The sequence below is a fragment of the Streptococcus cristatus AS 1.3089 genome (genome assembly GCF_000385925.1).
GTDB lineage: Bacteria > Bacillota > Bacilli > Lactobacillales > Streptococcaceae > Streptococcus > Streptococcus cristatus_B.
This window is the reverse complement of sequence record NC_021175.1, coordinates 1,055,669-1,075,647: the sequence shown is the minus strand read 5'-3', so window position 1 is coordinate 1,075,647 and position 19,979 is coordinate 1,055,669. Positions and strand designations below refer to the sequence as shown.

The window sequence follows — 19,979 nt, the reverse complement described above, 5'->3', positions numbered from 1 at the left end:
GATAGAAAGTTTGAGACTGGTTGAACCAGTCTTTTCATGTTATAATATTCAGACAAGATTGAACGGAGAAAGTGTTTCACTTATCATGATTAGCTCAAAATATGACTGGCAGTTTGCCACTAATTTTACAGATGAAAAATTTTTAAAAAAGGCTAAGAAAGCTGGGTTAGAACCCGCAGCCGCCAGTCTTCTTTACCAAAGAGGTGTGCAGACTGAAGAGGCCTTGCAGGAATTTTTGGAGCCTAGTTTAGACCAGCTTCACGACCCTTATGACCTTCATGATATGGAGCGGGCAGTGGAGCGCATTCGCGCAGCGATTGAGAACTACGAACAGATTTTGATCTATGGCGATTATGATGCAGATGGCATGACCTCGGCATCTATTGTCAAGGAAGCCTTGGAGCAGCTGGGGGCTGAGTGTCAGGTCTATCTGCCCAATCGCTTTACGGATGGCTATGGTCCTAATAGCAGTGTTTACAAGTATTTTATTGAAAATCAAGGCATCTCGCTCATTATTACAGTGGATAATGGAGTGGCTGGACTTGAAGCTATCGAGCTGGCCCAGTCTCTCGGCGTCGATGTCATCGTGACGGATCACCACTCCATGCCCGAGGAGCTGCCAAATGCCTATGCGATCGTCCATCCGGAACATAGCGGAGCGGATTACCCTTTCAAACATCTGGCTGGCTGTGGGGTGGCTTTTAAGCTGGCAACAGCCTTGTTGGAAGAAGTCCAAGTCGAACTTTTGGACTTAGTTGCCATTGGCACCATTGCCGATATGGTCAGTCTGACGGGGGAAAATCGGATCTTAGTCAAATATGGTCTTTCAGTTCTCAAAAATACCCAGCGAGTGGGACTTCAGGAGCTCTTCAAAATCGCTGGTATTCAGCCAGATGAACTGGATGAAGAAACAGTTGGTTTCCAGCTTGCCCCTAGACTCAATGCCTTGGGACGGTTGGATGATCCTAATCCAGCTATTGAGCTTTTGACAGGCTTTGACGACGAAGAAGCTCGTGACATTGCTCTCATGATTAACCAGAAAAATGACGAGCGCAAGGAAATCGTCCAGCAGATTTATAAAGAAGCACAAACCATGCTGGACCCTAAGAGACCAGTGCAGGTGTTGGCCAAGGAAGGCTGGAATCCCGGTGTGCTAGGGATTGTCGCTGGGCGCTTGCTGGAAGAGCTGCATCAGCCAGTTATAGTGCTCAATATTGAGGATGGAATCGCTAAGGGCAGCGCCCGCAGTATTGAAGCGGTCAATATTTTTGAGGCCTTGGACAGTCACCGTGATCTCTTTCTAGCCTTTGGTGGGCACGCTGGAGCGGCTGGAATGACTCTTGAAGCAGACAAGCTGGCGGAGCTTGCTGATATCTTGACAGAGTATATCTTAGAAAATGATTTGGATTTAACTGGCAAAACAGCTCTGTATTTAGATGAGGAGCTGCATCTGCCAGAACTGACCCTGGATACGCTCAAAAGCTTCGAAAAACTGGCGCCTTTTGGTATGGATAATAAGAAGCCACTTTTTTACCTCAAGGACTTTAAAGTGGACAATGCACGGACTATGGGGGCTGGCAATAGCCATCTCAAACTGAAAATTTCTCAGGCAGATGCATCTTTTGAAGTAGTAGCTTTTGGGCAAGGAAGCCTGGCGACAGAGTTTGCCCAGACTAAGAATCTGGAGCTGGCTGTCAGCCTCTCTGTCAATAAATGGAATGGACAGACCAGTCTCCAGCTCATGCTGGTAGATGCCCGTGTGGACGGCGTTCAGCTTTTCAATATCCGCGGAAAAAATGCGACACTGCCTGACAAGGTTCCAGTCTTGCGTTTCACAGAGGAATTGCCGGATTTGACAAATAGCAGAGCAGTTGTAGTTTATGACCTGCCAGATAATTTGCAGGTCTTGAAGAAGATTCTTCAGTATCAGGATTTTGAAGCTATTTACTTTAAGAATGAAATTGCCAAGCCATACTATCTGACCGGTTATGGTACTCGTGAGCAATTTGCTAAACTTTACAAGACAATCTATCAGTTCCCCGAGTTTGATGTTCGCTATAAACTCAAGGAGCTGGCAGCTTACCTGAAAATTGATCCTATTCTCTTGGTCAAAATGATTCAGATTTTTGAAGAGCTGGGCTTTGTCAGCATCACGGAAGGCGTCATGACGGTCAATAAGGAAGCTGAAAAGAAAGAAATTGACAGTAGTCACATTTACCAAGACCTCAAGCGCCTGGTCAAAGAACAAGAACTTATGGCTCTGGGCACTGTGCAGGAGATTTACGACTATCTCATGGATTGCTAGGGGAAAGGCCTCCTTGTTTTACAAATCTTTCATATCTAAAAATAATTGAAAGTCTGCTAGAGCCTTTTTAAATAAAACATGGTATAATAGAGAGTAAAAATTTTTTGAAAGAAAGAACATTATGAATTTAAAAGATTATATTGCAACTATTGAAAACTACCCAACGGAAGGCATTCTCTTCCGTGATATTAGCCCTTTGATGGCTGATGGGAATGCCTATAGCTACGCTGTACGTGAAATTGTCCAGTATGCGACTGACAAGCAGATCGACATGATCGTTGGTCCAGAAGCGCGTGGCTTTATCGTAGGCTGTCCAGTTGCCTTTGAATTAGGAGTTGGTTTTGCCCCTGTTCGTAAGCCTGGTAAACTTCCTCGCGAAGTCGTTTCAGCTGACTATGCCAAAGAATATGGTGTAGATACTCTGACCATGCATGCGGATGCAATCAAACCTGGTCAACGCGTTCTGATTGTCGATGACCTTCTTGCGACTGGTGGGACAGTTAAGGCAACTATTGAGATGATTGAACGTCTTGGCGGTATCGTTGCTGGCTGTGCCTTCCTTATCGAGTTGGATGAGCTTAAGGGCCGCGAAGCAATCGGCGATTATGACTACAAGGTATTGATGCACTACTAAAGGTATAGCTTATTACTATATCTAGTTAGAGAAAAAGTATAATTGAAAACTATATCTCCTTTGAGTATAATGAGTATATTAAACAAAAGGAGATATTTTCATGCCTATCAAGATTGATAAGAAGCTTCCAGCAGTTGAAATTTTAAGCTCTGAGAATATCTTTGTCATGGATGATGACCGGGCAGACCACCAAGATATTCGCCCTCTGAATATTCTGGTACTCAATCTCATGCCCCAGAAAATGGTGACGGAAACTCAGATTTTGCGTCATTTGGCCAATACGCCCTTGCAGCTGACCATTGAGTTTCTTTATATGACTTCTCATACATCAAAGACTACCCAAGCGGAGCACATGCAGACCTTTTACAAGACTTTCGATGAGGTTAAACATCGTTTCTTTGATGGCTTGATTATCACAGGAGCGCCAGTAGAGCATCTACCCTTTGAGGCGGTAGACTATTGGGAGGAATTCCAGCAGGTGATTGAATGGTCCAAGACTCATGTCTTTTCGACTTTACATATCTGTTGGGGGGCTCAGGCTGGCCTTTATGCCCGCTATGGCGTGGATAAGCACCAGATGGAAGAGAAACTCTCAGGTGTTTACGAGCAGTCAACTCCAAGCAATAATCTGCTTTTCAGAGGTTTTGATGATGAATTTATCACTCCTCATTCAAGGCATACAGAGGTGCTGAAGGAAGACATTCTGAATCTGACCAATCTAGAAATTCTCTCCGAGGGAGAAGACACGGGCCTGTCTGTTTTGGCGAGCCGAGACTTGCGAGAGGTGTATAGCTTCGGTCATATGGAGTACGACCGTGATACCCTTGCCAAGGAGTATTTCCGTGACTTGGAAGCGGGCAAGGATCCTCATATTCCTGAGAATTACTTCAAGAATGATGATGTAAATACGACTCCTTGTCTGCGCTGGAGTTTGGCGGCAGCTCTCTTTTTCAGTAATTGGGTCAATTATGCAGTCTATCAAGAAACGCCATTTGATTGGCAAAGTCCAGAGAATGATGCATCCTTCTTTGCTTATTTATAAAGAGGTACTATGACTTATTTAGCAGCTTACAAAAACGGCAACTTGGTTCTTCCAAGTGCCCTCTTTTTGCATTTTAAAGACATTTTTGATTCCAGTGATGATTTTTTGGTCTGGCAGTTTTTCTATCTGCAAAATACTACTTCATTGGAGGAGTTTGCGCCTAGTCAGATTGCGGAGCATATTGGCAAGACCTTATCCGAGGTCAATCGTTCCATGTCCCATCTGACAGAAAAAGGCTTGCTCCAGTACAGAACCATCGAACTGAATGGGGAAATTGAAGCGATTTTTGATGCTTCACCAGCCTTAGAAAAGCTAGATGAGCTTTTGGAGACTTCTAGTCCTACTGGGTCAAGGCCGGCATCTGATGGCAATCTTCTCAAGGAACTGGTCGAAACCTTCCAGCAGGAGCTGGGGCGTCTTTTGACTCCATTTGAAATTGAGGATTTAACCAAGACCATTAAGGACGATCAAACCAATCCAGAGCTGGTCAAGGCTGCTTTACGCGAAGCGGTTTTCAATGGCAAGGCCAATTGGAAATATATTCAGGCTATCTTGCGTAATTGGCGGCGAGAAGGCATTACAAGCCCAGCTCAGGTAGAAGCCAAACGGGCGGAACGTGAAGCAAGCAATCCGCAGAATGTAACGGTTTCGGATGATTTCCTCAATGCCATGAATTTGTGGAAGGACTAGTTACAAGTAAGTGTGGTGGGGCTGTGCGAAATTTTTAATGTTTTGCTTTTCTTTCTACTATCTAGTTTCAGATTTAAAGAGCTTCAAGTCATTATAAATAGTTCCAACTCCGAGTGGTTGCTCAGCAACCGCTGGCTATTGAGCAATTATCTACTATATTGATAGTTTGCTGAACATAATAAGGCGAGAGAGTGGGACAGAAATCGGTAATTCGTTAGAATTCGATTTCGTCGTCCCACCTCCGCATAGTTGAGTAGGGCTGTAAAAGCTGATGAAATCAGCGTAGTAGAGCCCACTCAACCACTGCGTCTTGCTCTACAATCCAAAGACAATTGAGAGTCTGGGACTTTTGTCCCAGCCTCTTTTTTGTCTTAGAACCTATGATTTTGAGGAATTGTGATATAATGAAAAGGTATGTTGATAATTCCATAAACAAAAGGAGAAGCAAGGATGGGACAAATTAAATCAAGCACTATTTCAGCTGGATCTGCTATTAGCGAGCTAGTTGGAGTTGATACTAGCAATGCACAAAATCAACAAGTCAAATTTTTCTACACAACAGGGATTGCTGGAATGGAAGCTGGCTGTCAAGCCTGCAATCAAATGCTGCAGGCTATCAGTGACTTCAGTTCGGCTGTCCTAACTCAGGCCAATAAATTTCCAGAAATTGCTGCAAAAATTGAGAAACGCGATATAGAGCAGGCTAAGCGCTGGGAGAGTTAAAATGAAGGTAGATAAAAGCGAAAAAGAACGCCAAGCACTTTACGAAAAAATTCTCAAAGTTGACGAAAAAGAAGATGAATTTATGGCTCTCAAACATCAATACGAAGATTCTCTGGTAAATTTTGCGACGGATTTCCAATATTTGACGAATCGAATGGAAAATCTACTTTATGAGTATCCGCAAAATACTGCTGCCCTCAGTCATGATTTAGCAGAGACTCAGCATCTTAACCAACAGGTTAAGAACTATGTGGATATTCAGATGGATGAACTAGAAAAACTCGGTCGTCAAACAAGAAAGACTCTTGAAGAAGAGCGAGAAAAACTGACCAAAGAAAGGAATAGTCTGCCATGGGAGTGAAATATAGTGCAACAGATTCAGCACAGCTTATCCAAGCGATGACTAGCAACCTGCAGGTAGCTAATCAGGTGACCGATCGTCTATCTAGTGGCTGCGATCACTTGATTGCCTCTTTGGAGTCGGGTGAGCTGCAGGGAGCGGCTTATACAGCGGGAAAGGGCTTATTTACAGAAATTATAATTCCTGCTATCAAAAAGCTACAAGCTGCTATTGATGATATTCAGGAGGAGCTGAATTCTTATAAATATGCTGACTCCACCGTATCTGAGTATGGAATACTGGATCTTGACTTGCTGAAAGAACAGCTGGAAGCAAAACAGGAGATGTTGGAGAAAACCCAAGCTCAGCTGGCAGAGTATCAATCTATACTTCGCCGGATTAGCGATGGCGTTGCAGGGAAATTAGCTGACAATCTGTCCAAGACGAATGCTCTGACAGTGCTGGAAAACCAGCTAAATATCGGTATTCGGGAAATTCAGGAAAAAATTGACAAGCTGGAATGGTTTGTGGCTCAGGTGTCTCAGTATTTCACAGATAGTCTGCAGGTTTTGGGCTTGGCTATCCAAGGAGCGACGCAGCTTAGTCAGGTATTGGTAGACAGTGAGGGTAATTACTCTACTGATGGAATAGATATGAGTTGGTTTGCTAAGATGAAGGCTCAGAAGATTCAGACTATTTCGAAGAAAAAATATCTAGAGCCTAAAGAAAGACTGCTTCGAGCAGCTTCTCGGAATATGATGTTATCGGATGAAGGGGATGCCTATTATCGTAGTCAACTCAAGGAAAAGTTAAAGGGGAAACCGAGTTCAGAATGGGATAAGATTGTTGATGATTATAATCATACTCTAAAGATTGACAATGAAGGCAATATAATTGATATTTTTGATTTTAGAGCTTATAAGGATCGTCATTATCAAAAAGATGATAACTTTTCTGTACTAAAAAATGGAAAGTATGATAGTGCTTATACGAGAATGGTCAATGAAAAATACCAAGAACTTATTCAAGAAAATTTTGAAGCTAATTCTGTTGACTTGGCTAAGGGAGTAGTAGAAATTTTAGCTGGTCTTGGTATTTATGCTGGTACTTCTCTAGGAGCAGCTTTTGCTTTGGAGTGGGCTCCACTAACTGGAGGTGGCTCGGCGCTAGTAGCAGCAGCAGCTGTAGAAGCAGGGTATATTACTGCAGAAGGCCTAGTTGTAGATGGGACTTTGTCAGTTGCTAGAACTCTTTATGAAATTGATACAGCGAATTTAGGAGTTACCCTCAGTGCAGCTAGTAACTATAACAGCTGGCAGGCCAATAAACCGACGAGTAAGACCATTTCTGGTAAGGGTGGTAAACTAATTGAAGCCCGAGTAGGAAATCGAAAAGTGAAGCTTCGTGTGGATTGGGAGCCAACTAGTGGTACTAATGGTGATGGAGTGTTCCAGGTTCAATCTGGAAGTGGAAAGTCGGGGTATTCGCTTGATGAATATATAGAAGTAAACACAATTTCCGGAAGAAAATCTATAGAGGATTGGGTAAATACGAATCGACAACTAAGGAAACTTGATACAAGTACAAAGGAAGAGATAATTAATAGGATTTTTAAGGGTTATCGAATTTATTACGGGAACTAGGTGGACAATATGCGACTATATATCAAAGGTGATTATGCTAAAAAAATAACATTTACTACTAGAGAACTAGTTTGGAAGATGTGGTTTAAGGAACGGAATGGTAAGAAAATAAGTTACTCCAACGTTGGTGATGATGAGATGCTGCAAGATGATTTTTATTTCGGAGCAGAGTTGCGCAAATGGGCTTCAGTTGACGAAAGATGGGATAAGGCTCCTTTTATAATTCCGAGCAATCCTTGGTTGTCCTTGCAATATGAAGATATTGAACTTGAATTTGAAAATGCCTTTATTTCCGACGACCGCGAAAAGGGGGAGTTTCTTCGAATTGCCTCAACTCATGTAGATATTTTGACGGTTGACAAGCGCGCTTTATACGTTATGGCTATTGAAGTAGCATCTGCCATCGATGGTCAGATTAGCGAAGACGATAAGCAAAGTTGGCTAAGTGTAGAAGAATTTAAGGAATATCATAAGGATGTTCTTTCACTGACTTATGATGAAGCGGTTGAAATTAGTTTGGAAGAATTAAAGACAATGATACCAGTAAGAGACCCTCTATGGGAAGAGGAAGAACGCCTTCGTGAAGAATACATCAAAATCCATGGCGAACGAGTTTACGACGATGAGGAAGATGAGTGAAACTATATCTTAAAGGTAACTACGAAACTAGTATTTACCAAGTCTGTATGGAATATCCTTGGAAAATGTGGTTCAAAGAACGCAAAGGTGTGGAAGTTGGTTTTTCTTATGCACTTGATGAAAATTTTTATTTGAGTTTAACTCTAGATAAATTTTCTTCAAATGATGAGCGTTGGGGAATGGCTGATTTTAGAATAGGAAAAGACTCTTGGGCGACTTTTAAGCGTGAAAATTTAAATTTAAATTTTGAAGATTCTTATGAAAGTGATGGACGAGAAAAAGGAGACTATCTTCGAATCATCACGACTCATAAGGATATTCTAACGGTTGATAAGCGAGCTCTCTATATCATGGCGGTTGAGGTAGCATCTGCTATTGATGGTCAAATCAGCGAAGACGACAAAGAAACATGGCTGAGTATTGAAGAATTTAAAACGAAACATGCAGACCTGTTGAATTTGACCTACGATGAAGCGGTTGATATTAGTTTAGAAGAGATAAAGGCTATGAAAGCCATTGATGAGCCACTCTGGAAAGAATTGGATAGGAAGCGCGAGGAGTATATCCGAATTCATGGAGAGGTAGAGCTGGATGACGATGAGGAAGATGAGTGAGAATTTATATTAAAGGTGATTACACCAAAGAAATTCCGTTTGATTACTTAGAACTAGCGAAGAGAATGTGGTTTGAATCTAAAGATGGTAAGCCAGTAGATTTTTCTTATTTTGGAAATACTCGCCCATTTAAAACAGACCCAACTATTCACTTAAAATTAAATAAGTGGATGCATGATAGTAGATGGAATAATGTTCGGTTGAAAGAAGGGATTACCAACGAATTTGGAAGTCATGTATATGAAAATCTTGAATTAGATTTTGAAGATAATCCAGCAACAGACTATCGAGAAAAAGGAGACTGTCTACGTTTAGCTTCTACCCACCTTGATCTTCTCACTGTTGATAAACGTGCCTTCTATATTATGGCGATTGAAATTGCGACTGCCATTGATGGTCAGATTAGCGAAGATGATAAAGAGAGCTGGTTAAGTGTGGAGGAATTTAAAAACCGGCATGAGGATACCCTTTCGATGAGTTACGAAGAGGCTAATGAGCTGAGTTTGGAAGAAATTCCCTTTTTGGTCGATGTGAGAGACCCAATCTGGGAAGAAGACGACCGCAGGAATGAAGAATACATCAAAATCCATGGTGAAGTGGAGTTGGATGACGAGGACGAATGAAATTATACTTAAAAGGTGATTATACAAAAAAGCTCCTTATGGTTATTTGGAACTAGCTGGTAAAATGTGGTTTCCAGAAGATGAGTAAGTTTCTTACTCAAATTTATCCTTGAGGAAATGCACTGCCGATAAGAGGTGGGATATTGCTTATAATGTTGAAGGCGATTACTTTAATCCTCTTGCTATTAAGAAAAAACTCATTATTCTATAATTGTTAAACGATTTGATGGGGAAGCTTAATTTATATAGAAGGTACAAGTGACTAAAACAAAATAATTTCACTTGATGATACAGAAATGATATACTAAATAGAAGAATGTTTAGAAAAGAGTGAGCAATGCAAAAAAAGACTATTTCCCAACGCTTGGAGCGAGTAGCTGCTTTTGTGCCGGATGGGGCAAAGTTGCTGGATGTTGGGAGCGATCACGCCTATCTGCCTATTTACCTGATTCAGGAAGGACGGATTGAGAAGGCTCTGGCTGGAGAAGTGGTAGAGGGGCCTTTTCAGTCTGCTCAGAAAAATGTTGCTGAGCATGGGCTGACGCAGCAGATTGAGGTTCGCTTGGCCAATGGTCTGGCGGCTGTTGAAGTGGAAGATCAGATTGACACCATCGTTATTGCTGGCATGGGTGGTCGCTTGATTTCAGAGATTTTGGAAAATGGCAGAGCTAAGCTTGGGTCTATTTCCCGCTTGATTTTGCAGCCTAATAACCGAGAGGATGAGCTCCGCAGCTGGCTGGTATCTAATGGCTTTCGCTTGCTGGCTGAGGATATCTTAGAAGAGGCTGGTAAGTTTTACGAAATCCTAGTGGCAGAAGCCGGCCAGCAAACTTTGACAGAGCAAGAAAAGCGCTTTGGACCTTTTTTGATGAAGCAGCAATCGCCTGTGTTTAAACTAAGATGGCAGAAAGAACTGAAGAAATTCGAAGAAGCTTTAGCTCATATCCCAGAAAAGAATCAGCTAGAACGTTCTGCTATGTCCCAAAAAATCGAAAGTATCAAGGAGGTACTCCATGCTAGCAAGTGAAATCATCGCCCGTTATGAAGCATACTGCCCGCAAGAACTGTCAATGGAGGGCGACATTTCAGGCCTGCAAATTGGAACTTTGGACAAAGAAGTAGACAAGGTTTTGGTAGCCTTGGATATTCGTGAGCAGACAGTGGCTGAGGCTATTGAGCTAGGTGCAGGACTGATTATCGTTAAACATGCGCCTATTTTTCGCCCGCTCAAGGACCTAGTGGCAGATAAGGCGCGAAATCAGATAATTCTAGACCTTATCAAGCATGATATTGCTGTCTATGTCAGCCATACTAATATTGATGTCGTGGAGGACGGGCTCAATGACTGGTTCTGCCAGCTTCTGGAAATTGAGGAGACAAGTTTTCTCAGTCAGACAAGCCCAGAACACGGTATTGGTCGCGTGGGGAAGATTGCTCCTCAGACCTTTGGAGAATTTGCAGCTAAGGTCAAGGCAGCCTTTGGACTAGATGGTTTGCGTCTGGTTACCTATGAAGAAGCAGATCTCGAACGCATGATTGATCGTGTGGCTATTTGTGGCGGCAGCGGGCAGTCCTTTTATCCAGAGGCTATTGCCAAGGGAGCGCAGGTTTACATAACTGGTGATATTTACTATCATACAGCTCAGGAAATGCTGACAGAAGGGCTTTTGGCACTGGATCCTGGACATCATATCGAGGTTCTATTTACGGAAAAATTAAAAGAAAAGCTTGATACTTGGAAGGCAGAAGAAGGCTGGGAGATTGAGATTCTGGCTAGTCAGGCTTCGACCAATCCTTTCCGACATCTTTGAGAGGGAGCGACATGAAAAAAGTAGCAGTAATTGGAGCTGGGATTGTCGGCTCAACAGCGGCTTACTATCTGTCCAAATCCCCAGATGTGGAAGTGACTATCTTTGATGACGGCAAGGGGCAGGCAACCAAGGCAGCTGCTGGTATTATCAGTCCTTGGTTTTCTAAGCGTCGCAACAAGGCTTGGTACAAGATGGCGCGTCTGGGCGCTGATTTTTATCAAGACTTGATTGCGGATCTGAAAGAGGCTGGAATCCAGACAGACTTTTACCAACAGACTGGTGTTTATCTGCTGAAAAGGGATGAGAGCAAGCTGCAGGAACTTTATGATTTAGCTGCTAATCGTCGTGAAGAGTCGCCCTTAATAGGGGAGTTGAGTTTTCTCAGCCGTCAGGAAGTCCAGAAGAAATTTCCAGACTTGCAAGGCTTTGAGCGGCTTCTCTATGCTTCCGGTGGAGCCCGGGTGGAGGGAGCACTCTTGACAGAGACGCTTCTGAAAGCCAGTAAGGCAGAGTTGGTTGAGAAACAGGTAAGCTTGACAGTAGAGGGAGAACAACTTCTGGTGGACGGTCGCAGTTTTGACTGTGTTGTCTTGGCTGTGGGGGCTTGGCTGGGAGAAATCTTGCAGCCACTGGGCTATGAAACAGATGTTCGGCCGCAAAAAGGTCAGCTACGTGATTTTAAGCTGGCTGAAAAGACGGATGACTACCCTGTTGTGATGCCTGAGGGAGAGCTGGATATTATTCCTTTTCTAGCAGGCAAGGTCAGTGTCGGTGCCAGTCATGAAAATGATCTGGGCTTTGATTTGACAGTAGATAAGACGGTGCTGAACCAGTTGCAGCAAGAAGCGGAAACTTATTTGCCGAGGTTGGCTACTGCAGAGATTTTAGGCGAACGCGTGGGAACGCGGGCTTATACCAGTGACTTTTCTCCTTTCTTTGGAGCTGTGCCAGACTTACCGCATGTCTACGCAGCAAGCGGTCTAGGCTCTTCTGGTCTGACAACTGGTCCGCTTATCGGACGCCAATTGGCTCAGATGGCTTTAGGAAAAGCAGGACTGCTAGATCCAGCAGACTATCCTATTAAGCGGTATGTGGAGAAGAGAGCACTTAAGGAGAACAAATGTTTTTAATATTTCTCATTTTACTTTTATTAGTAATATCAATCTTAATCTCAATCTCACTTATTCTATTTACTAGACACAAAAGTCGTTCTCAAGATCCTCTTGTTGTCCAGAATAATGGAGGAAATCAGGAACTAGCAAAGAATCCAAAAAAGAAAATAGGTTTCGGTATTTTGGGCTGTTTCCTATCTAGTGTGGTGATCATTATTTCCATATCACTCGTCTCTATGTTTCTGAGTTTGATAGATATGTGGGGGATTTTTGTACGAGTGCCGAAATATGAAATGGTACAGGCTGTTCAGCGCTCTTATAAGCAGAGTGGTTTTGAAGGAACGGTCAGAGTTTTAGATGCTGATAAAAACTATACCTCTTTCGCTGGTTATTTAATCAGAGCTGAGTATTCTGAGGAGATTGAGGGGCAAACGGTTAAGATTGGTGACCGAATTGAATATTATACCTCTCGGGATACGAAATATGGAAAAACGGATATTGACCTACAGCTTGAAAAGGGATATGCGATTTATCAAGCTTTTCCTAGTATCGCTTATAGGGGACTTGAACTGAGTCCGGGTTATAGTGAAACTTTACAGAATGTAAAAGATAGTTTTGCAAGAGCGGATAAGAAGAAACTATATCTAGAATCCCTTGATTTTATGATAGACAAGGATGCGCCAAATATTGATACATACGAGGCTCTTATAAAAAAGAATCGGGCAGAGGGCCAGCCTTTGCAAGGCTTGTATCCAATCCCTATTTCTGACATGTTGGAAAAAGAGGCTCTTGCTATTGAAATGAAGGTGACTTTGAACGTGGAGCAGGACGATGGATCTATCATTAGTATTGGCCAAGACCAGAAGAATGATGATAAAATCAAGCAGATTTTACAAGAACAGCTAGATTTAACTAAGCTACCGAATGCACGCTATCTTATGGCCATTAGTGTTGGAAATGATAGTAAACATTCTGGATTTGGTAAATACGAAGTTATTGTTCAAAATCATCAGATCGTTCAATTTTCTATCCAAAATAAAGACTACTAAGTTAGAATAAGTTTTTGGGAGCTTGCTTTAAATAACAGCTTGTGGTTGTGCAAGTGTCATGATTGTGCTTTTCTTAAAGTAACTAGTTCTATGTGGAGAGAGATAAAGATGAAGAATTTTTTACCAAATGATGTATTTATTAAAGGAGAATTTGATAGTATACGATATTATTTGTACCGAAAAACTATCTGCGATAAGATCCAAATATGGGTAGCTGTCTGGGGTTATCATGGACTGATAGCAGAATCAAATGAAGAGTTTATGGATTTATCATTTCGTGAAATTGAAAGCCGTATTTATTCGATTTGGAGTTTAAATGCGAGATAAAATTATATATGACATAGAAGAAAATATCTTATCTGACTGAATGGAATAGTGAAATATTGGATGAGATATTATGGTTTGTCGATTGCCGAGTAACTTCATTGTATCGGGGAAACCAAGACGATTTTGTATGATTGATTTTAGAGGATAGGGAGAAGTTATGGACTGGTTACGATCGTAGCCTGTGGTTATGCAGGCATTCTTGGCTGGTTTTTTTACATGGGGATGTACTATTATTTAAAGAGAGTGAAAAGGATGACATCCGCTTTCAAAAATGGTAAAATAAAGGGAATACATTAAGAGAGGAAACTCATATGAAAGGTATTATTCTTGCAGGTGGTTCTGGTACACGTTTGTACCCATTGACCCGCGCTGCGTCAAAACAGCTCATGCCGGTTTATGACAAACCCATGATTTATTATCCGCTGTCAACTCTTATGCTGGCTGGTATCAAGGACATCTTGATTATCTCTACTCCGACGGATCTGCCTCGTTTTGAGGATCTGCTGGGAGATGGATCTGAGTTTGGTATCAAGCTTTCTTATGCAGAGCAGCCAAGTCCAGATGGGCTGGCACAAGCCTTTATCATTGGGGCCGATTTCATTGGAGATGACCGCGTGGCGCTGATTCTTGGGGATAATATTTACCATGGACCAGGTCTGAGTAAAATGCTCCAAAATGCTGCAGCTAAGGAAAAAGGAGCAACTGTTTTTGGCTATCATGTCAAGGATCCAGAACGCTTTGGTGTCGTAGAATTTGATGAGAATATGAATGCTATTTCCATCGAAGAAAAACCGGAACAACCGCGCTCTAACTATGCAGTGACAGGACTGTACTTCTACGATAACGATGTCGTCGAAATTGCCAAGAACATTAAACCAAGTCCTCGCGGTGAGTTGGAAATCACAGATGTCAACAAGGCTTACTTGGATCGTGGTGATTTGTCTGTTGAGCTCATGGGACGTGGTTTCGCTTGGTTGGATACAGGAACTCACGAAAGTCTCTTAGAAGCCGCTCAATATATCGAAACGGTTCAGCGGATGCAGAACGTTCAGGTGGCGAATCTGGAAGAAATTGCCTATCGTATGGGCTATATCAGTAAAGAGCAAGTGCATGAATTGGCGCAGCCGTTGAAGAAGAATGAATATGGTCACTATCTCTTGCGCTTGATTGGAGAAGAATAAGAAGATGACAGAACAATTTTTTGATAAGGAATTAGCAGCGCGTGAGGTTCCCGGAATCCCTGGAATGTTAGAATTTGATATCCCTGTGCGTGGGGACAACCGAGGGTGGTTTAAGGAGAATTTCCAAAAGGAAAAAATGCTGCCACTAGGCTTCCCTGAAAGTTTCTTTGCAGAAGGAAAACTGCAAAATAATGTCAGCTTTTCTCGTAAAAATGTCCTGCGTGGCCTTCATGCTGAGCCATGGGACAAGTACATCTCTGTTGCTGATGACGGCAAGGTGCTGGGTTCTTGGGTAGACCTACGTGAAGGTGAGACCTTTGGTAATACCTACCAGACAGTAATCGATGCCAGCAAGGGAATTTTTGTGCCACGTGGCGTCGCTAACGGCTTCCAAGTCCTTTCTGACACGGTTTCCTATAGCTATCTGGTGAACGACTACTGGGCTTTGGAACTCAAACCTAAGTATGCCTTTGTCAACTATGCAGACCCAGCTTTAGGCATCCAGTGGGAAAACCTAGAAGCAGCAGAAGTCTCAGAAGCAGACAAGAACCATCCACTACTTAAGGATGTCAAACCACTAAGAAAAGAAGATTTGTAAGAAGAAAAGTGGATGTTTATTTTTATCATTTCCATTTTTAACTTTTTGAAAACTCTATTTTCTGCTTTTTTAATTGCTGTTGCTCTTTTAATGTTGCAAAAATTATTCCTGATTCTAATTTCATTTTGGAGACAAGAAAATCAATGACTGAATACAAAAAAATTATCGTGACAGGTGGAGCTGGTTTTATCGGTTCTAACTTTGTCCATTATGTTTACAATAACTTTCCAGATGTCCATGTGACAGTGCTGGACAAGCTGACTTACGCGGGGAATCGTGCCAATATTGAAGAAATTTTAGGTGACCGTGTTGAGTTGGTTGTTGGAGATATTGCTGATGCAGCCTTGGTAGATAAGCTGGTAGCTGAAGCTGATGCTATCGTTCACTATGCGGCAGAAAGCCACAATGATAACTCGCTCAATGACCCGAGTCCATTTATCCACACCAACTTCATCGGAACTTACACACTCTTGGAAGCAGCACGTAAATACGACATTCGTTTCCACCATGTGTCGACTGATGAAGTCTATGGAGATCTTCCTCTGCGTGAAGATTTGCCAGGTCATGGAGAAGGTCCAGGTGAGAAATTTACGGCTGAAACCAAGTACAATCCAAGCTCACCATACTCATCAACCAAGGCAGCTTCAGACTTAATCGTTAAAGCTTGGGTGCGCTCATTTGGTGTCAAAGCAACGATTTCTAACTGTTCAAACAACTATGGTCCTTACCAACATATTGAGAAATTTATTCCGCGCCAAATCACCAATATCCTGAGCGGTATCAAGCCAAAACTTTACGGTGAAGGTAAAAACGTCCGTGACTGGATTCATACTAATGACCATTCATCAGGTGTTTGGACGATTCTGACCAAGGGACAAATTGGCGAAACTTACTTGATCGGTGCTGATGGTGAGAAGAATAATAAGGAAGTGCTGGAGCTGATTCTCAAGGAAATGGGGCAGCCAGCTGATGCCTATGACCATGTGACAGATCGTGCTGGTCACGACCTCCGCTATGCTATTGATGCCAGCAAGCTTCGTGATGAGCTAGGATGGAAGCCAGAGTTTACCAACTTTGAAGTAGGTCTCAAAGAGACCATCAAGTGGTACACGGACAATCAAGACTGGTGGAAGTCAGAAAAAGAAGCAGTCGAAGCCAACTATGCTAAGACGCAACAAGTGATTAAGTAAGAATAGGCTAGCTATGCTAAGCCTTGTTATACAGGCGATATGCAACTAAGAGGCTGGGACAAAAGTCCTAGCCTCTCAATTGTCTTTGGATTGTCGAGCAAGACGCAGTGGTTGAGTGGGCTCTACTAGGCTGATTTCATCAGCTTTTACAGCCCTACTCAACTGTGCGGAGGTGGGACAACGAAATCGAATTCTAATGAATTACCGATTTCTGTCCCACTCTTCTTTTTCATAGGATTGTTAGTCTTTTAATCTCTTTGTTACAGAAAATGATGAAAAAATAGTGTAAAATGAGATAAATCCTTTCTGTGTTTTCAGCTAAGGAGATTTCTCAAGTTAAAGGAATACAAACATGAAAATGGTAAAAAGAGTAGTGGGAATTGCTTTGGTGCTGTTGCTTGCAGCAGTGATGTTTCTAGTTTCTTCCTCCATCAATCCAAGTGAGCAATTAAAAAACGTTCAAGCAAATACTTCGTGGGAAAGTATGGTTGAGCCGACTTTGAACAATGCTAATGTGACGGCTCAGGGAGTCAGCACAGAGGTCTCTCTCAATAGCGTCCAGCTCAATCAGGTGCTTAAGTCTTCGCTGACCGATAGCGAGAACCAGGAACTGCTAAATGGTGCTTACAGTATTGAAGGCAATAAGCTGCGCATCCAGTACCCGGTTAAGATATTTTTTATTGATAGTAAGCTGGATCTAGAAGTGGATGTGACGGTGAAGGGGAGTGCCTTATACATCACAATCGTTAATGCCAAGCTAGGTATCCTTCCTATCCCTAAATCTTGGGTGACTGGCATGCTGAAGCAGCGACTGCAGGCCTCTAATTCCTCCATCACGACGGAGGGAGATAGTTTCCTTCTATCTCTGCCGCAGAGTCCATTCAGCATTGACAAAATCAGCCTGCAGAATGGAGTTGCTAAAATCCAGATCAGTATGGCTTATGGAATTCAATGATTTTGAAATCTAATTCATAACAAATTTCTAGATTGAAGAAAAGGTCTATTTTAGATGATGTTCTTCAATCTTTTTATATTTAAGAAAATTGATCAAATAGAGCATGATTAGTATATTGTGTTTTGTAGCTTTGTAGGTATCAATTAGGAATATTAAAAAATTCTGACAATTCTTTGAAATTATGCTAAAATGAAGAAAAGGAGGGGAAACGATGAAATTTTACTCAATAGATCCAAATGTTGATGTGGTTGAAACTCCGGTCGAAGAGCAAGGACGTCTCATCCGCCATTTGCACCTTGCTAAAGGAAAACAAATTTCTGAACATAGCGCGGATGCTCTTGTTACAGTTGTCTGTCTAGAAGGGAAAGTGGATTTTACTGCCTTAGGAGAAACTGTACAATTAGTACCGGGAAGTTTTCTGACAATGGAGCCGAATGAACTTCATAGTTTATATGGTGTAGAAGAGAGCCATGTTTTAGTGATTCAGCAGTTGCTTTATCCCTGATCTGCTCGAACAGATGCTCTTTCAACATTAACTCAAGGAATTTTTCTATTTCTTGAGTTTTTTTATTCTATTTTCCAAAGGGGCTTTGTCGCTAATTTTATGCTATAATAAATACTATGCAAACTAAACCAACTTCTGCCTATGTGCACATTCCTTTTTGTACTCAGATTTGTTATTACTGTGATTTTTCCAAGGTTTTTATCAAAAATCAGCCAGTGGATTCTTATCTGGAGCATTTGATTGAGGAGTATCATTCTTACGACATCCAAAAGCTCCGTACCCTCTATATCGGAGGTGGGACCCCGACGGCTCTATCAGCACCTCAGTTGGCTTTTTTGCTGGAAAAGCTGACGGACAAGCTTGATTTATCCTATCTAGAAGAGCTGACCATTGAAGCCAATCCCGGAGACTTGGATGAGGAGAAGATTGCTGTACTTAAAGACTCGCCTGTCAATCGGGTTTCGCTGGGCGTACAGACCTTCAATGACCGCATGCTTAAGCAAATTGGCCGTAGTCACTTAGAAAAGGATATCTACGAGAATATTGCCAATCTCAAAAAAGCGGGTTTTGATAATATTTCAATCGATCTAATTTATGCACTACCCAAGCAGACCATGGAAGATGTGAAAACCAATGTGGCCAAGGCTATTGCCCTAGACATTCCCCACATGAGTTTGTACAGCTTGATTTTGGAAAATCACACGGTCTTCATGAATCGGATGCGGCGAGGGAAGCTGCCTCTACCTAAAGAGGATTTGGAAGCGGAGATGTTTGAATACATTATAGCTGAGCTGGAAAAGGCCGGCTTCGAGCATTATGAGATTTCAAACTTTTCCAAGCCAGGCTTTGAGAGCCGCCACAATCTCATGTACTGGGACAATGCTGAATATTATGGTGTTGGAGCGGGAGCGTCTGGCTATGTCGATGGTGTTCGCTATAAAAACCACGGGCCGATTCGCCATTATCTGCAGGCGGTGGAAGCGGGCAATGCACGAGTACAGGAAGAAGTGCTGACGCTGAACGAAAAGATGGAAGAAGAAATGTTTCTAGGACTGCGCAAGAAGTCAGGTGTTTCTAAAAAGCGCTTCGAGGAAAAATTCGGTCTTTCCTTTGAAGATCAATACGGAGCTGTTGTGTCTGAGCTGACTGAGCAGGGCTTGTTAGTGCCAGACAGAGATATCGTGCGCATGACCAAACAAGGCCTCTTTTTGGGCGATACGGTTGCTGAGAAATTTATATTGGAGTAAATCATGGGCTTAACTTATCAAATGAAAATGAAAATTCCTTTTGATATGGCTGATATGAATGGCCATATCAAGCTACCGGATGTTATCCTGCTGTCCTTGCAGGTGTCGGGTATGCAGTCGATTGAGCTTGGCGTCAGTGATAAGGACATATTGGAGCAGTATAATCTGGTCTGGATTATCACAGACTATGATATTGATGTGGTTCGTCTGCCTCGTTTCGCAGAGGAAATCACTATTGAGACAGAGGCCTTGACCTACAATCGCCTCTTTTGCTACCGTCGCTTCACAATTTTTGATGAAGCAGGTCAGGCCATTATACAGATGATGGCAACCTTTGTCCTTATGGACCGGGATAGCCGTAAGGTTCATGGGGTGGTGCCTGAGATTGTTGCACCTTATCAGTCTGACTTTTCTAAGAAATTGCTGCGCGGTCCCAAGTATCCAAACTTGGAAAATCCTATCAGCAAGGACTACCATGTGCGCTTTTACGACTTGGATATGAATGGTCATGTCAACAATAGCAAATATCTGGACTGGATTTTTGAGGTCATGGGAGCAGACTTCCTTACCCAGCATATTCCTCAGAAAATCAACCTGAAGTATGTCAAGGAAGTCCGACCAGGTGGTATGATTGCCTCTAGCTATGAACTAGACGGTCTGCAGAGTACGCACCAGATTTCCAGTGACGGAGATGTCAATGCACAAGCTATCATCACTTGGCAAGAGATTGAAAAAGATTAGAAAGTAATGT

22 protein-coding genes are annotated in these 19,979 nt (G+C 42.4%); all 22 read left to right on the top strand.

What is annotated here, in order from left to right; all coding sequences use genetic code 11:
* Window positions 1–85: 85 nt before the first annotated feature.
* Window positions 86–2,305, top strand: coding sequence for a single-stranded-DNA-specific exonuclease RecJ (recJ, locus tag I872_RS05370; RefSeq protein ID WP_015605130.1), 2,220 nt, complete (start codon window positions 86–88; stop codon window positions 2,303–2,305).
* 121 nt (window positions 2,306–2,426) lie between these two features.
* Entirely contained in the window at window positions 2,427–2,939 is a 513-nt protein-coding gene (locus I872_RS05365; RefSeq protein WP_015605129.1) for an adenine phosphoribosyltransferase, read from the top strand.
* 100 nt (window positions 2,940–3,039) lie between these two features.
* Complete coding sequence (metA, locus tag I872_RS05360) at window positions 3,040–3,981, top strand: homoserine O-acetyltransferase MetA (RefSeq protein ID WP_015605128.1); 942 nt, start codon at window positions 3,040–3,042, stop codon at window positions 3,979–3,981.
* 9 nt (window positions 3,982–3,990) lie between these two features.
* Window positions 3,991–4,671 carry a DnaD domain-containing protein gene (locus tag I872_RS05355; RefSeq protein WP_015605127.1) on the top strand — a complete coding sequence of 227 codons (681 nt, stop codon included), beginning with the start codon at window positions 3,991–3,993 and terminating at the stop codon, window positions 4,669–4,671.
* A gap of 450 nt (window positions 4,672–5,121) precedes the next feature.
* Window positions 5,122–5,394, top strand: a complete 273-nt coding sequence (locus I872_RS05350) for a hypothetical protein (protein ID WP_015605126.1) — start codon at window positions 5,122–5,124, stop codon at window positions 5,392–5,394.
* 1 nt (window position 5,395) lies between these two features.
* Entirely contained in the window at window positions 5,396–5,755 is a 360-nt protein-coding gene (locus I872_RS05345) for a hypothetical protein (RefSeq protein WP_015605125.1), read from the top strand.
* Window positions 5,746–7,377 carry a T7SS effector LXG polymorphic toxin gene (locus I872_RS05340; RefSeq protein ID WP_015605124.1) on the top strand — a complete coding sequence of 544 codons (1,632 nt, stop codon included), beginning with the start codon at window positions 5,746–5,748 and terminating at the stop codon, window positions 7,375–7,377. Before I872_RS05345 ends, I872_RS05340 begins: the two co-directional genes overlap by 10 nt.
* 9 nt (window positions 7,378–7,386) lie before the next feature.
* Window positions 7,387–8,016, top strand: coding sequence for a hypothetical protein (locus tag I872_RS05335; RefSeq protein WP_015605123.1), 630 nt, complete (start codon window positions 7,387–7,389; stop codon window positions 8,014–8,016).
* Complete coding sequence (locus I872_RS05330) at window positions 8,013–8,630, top strand: hypothetical protein (RefSeq protein ID WP_015605122.1); 618 nt, start codon at window positions 8,013–8,015, stop codon at window positions 8,628–8,630. The genes I872_RS05335 and I872_RS05330 overlap by 4 nt, the downstream gene beginning before the upstream one ends.
* Entirely contained in the window at window positions 8,627–9,253 is a 627-nt protein-coding gene (locus I872_RS05325; RefSeq protein WP_015605121.1) for a hypothetical protein, read from the top strand. The genes I872_RS05330 and I872_RS05325 overlap by 4 nt, the downstream gene beginning before the upstream one ends.
* Before the next feature lie 337 nt (window positions 9,254–9,590).
* Window positions 9,591–10,280, top strand: a complete 690-nt coding sequence (locus I872_RS05320; RefSeq protein WP_015605120.1) for a tRNA (adenine(22)-N(1))-methyltransferase — start codon at window positions 9,591–9,593, stop codon at window positions 10,278–10,280.
* Window positions 10,267–11,064: a Nif3-like dinuclear metal center hexameric protein gene (locus I872_RS05315; RefSeq protein WP_015605119.1), complete on the top strand. Its 798-nt coding sequence runs from the start codon at window positions 10,267–10,269 to the stop codon at window positions 11,062–11,064. The genes I872_RS05320 and I872_RS05315 overlap by 14 nt, the downstream gene beginning before the upstream one ends.
* 11 nt (window positions 11,065–11,075) lie before the next feature.
* The gene (locus tag I872_RS05310) at window positions 11,076–12,194 is read left to right on the top strand and encodes an NAD(P)/FAD-dependent oxidoreductase (protein WP_015605118.1); all 1,119 of its coding nucleotides are present in this window, start codon (window positions 11,076–11,078) and stop codon (window positions 12,192–12,194) included.
* A complete protein-coding gene (locus I872_RS05305) occupies window positions 12,185–13,225 on the top strand; it encodes a hypothetical protein (RefSeq protein WP_015605117.1) in 1,041 nt (346 codons plus the stop codon). The genes I872_RS05310 and I872_RS05305 overlap by 10 nt, the downstream gene beginning before the upstream one ends.
* A 108-nt stretch (window positions 13,226–13,333) precedes the next feature.
* A complete protein-coding gene (locus I872_RS05300; protein WP_015605116.1) occupies window positions 13,334–13,552 on the top strand; it encodes a hypothetical protein in 219 nt (72 codons plus the stop codon).
* A gap of 311 nt (window positions 13,553–13,863) precedes the next feature.
* Window positions 13,864–14,733: a glucose-1-phosphate thymidylyltransferase RfbA gene (gene rfbA / locus I872_RS05295; RefSeq protein ID WP_015605115.1), complete on the top strand. Its 870-nt coding sequence runs from the start codon at window positions 13,864–13,866 to the stop codon at window positions 14,731–14,733.
* 4 nt (window positions 14,734–14,737) lie between these two features.
* A complete protein-coding gene (locus I872_RS05290) occupies window positions 14,738–15,331 on the top strand; it encodes a dTDP-4-dehydrorhamnose 3,5-epimerase family protein (protein WP_015605114.1) in 594 nt (197 codons plus the stop codon).
* A 143-nt stretch (window positions 15,332–15,474) separates the two neighbouring features.
* Window positions 15,475–16,521: a dTDP-glucose 4,6-dehydratase gene (gene rfbB / locus I872_RS05285; protein ID WP_015605113.1), complete on the top strand. Its 1,047-nt coding sequence runs from the start codon at window positions 15,475–15,477 to the stop codon at window positions 16,519–16,521.
* 352 nt (window positions 16,522–16,873) lie between these two features.
* Window positions 16,874–17,476, top strand: a complete 603-nt coding sequence (locus I872_RS05280) for a hypothetical protein (protein ID WP_015605112.1) — start codon at window positions 16,874–16,876, stop codon at window positions 17,474–17,476.
* A gap of 211 nt (window positions 17,477–17,687) precedes the next feature.
* Window positions 17,688–17,981, top strand: coding sequence for a cupin domain-containing protein (locus I872_RS05275; protein ID WP_015605111.1), 294 nt, complete (start codon window positions 17,688–17,690; stop codon window positions 17,979–17,981).
* Between the two features lie 116 nt (window positions 17,982–18,097).
* On the top strand, window positions 18,098–19,228 hold the full coding sequence (hemW, locus tag I872_RS05270) for a radical SAM family heme chaperone HemW (protein ID WP_015605110.1): 1,131 nt from the start codon (window positions 18,098–18,100) through the stop codon (window positions 19,226–19,228).
* Between the two features lie 3 nt (window positions 19,229–19,231).
* Window positions 19,232–19,969: an acyl-[acyl-carrier-protein] thioesterase gene (locus I872_RS05265; RefSeq protein ID WP_015605109.1), complete on the top strand. Its 738-nt coding sequence runs from the start codon at window positions 19,232–19,234 to the stop codon at window positions 19,967–19,969.
* Window positions 19,970–19,979 lie beyond the last annotated feature (10 nt).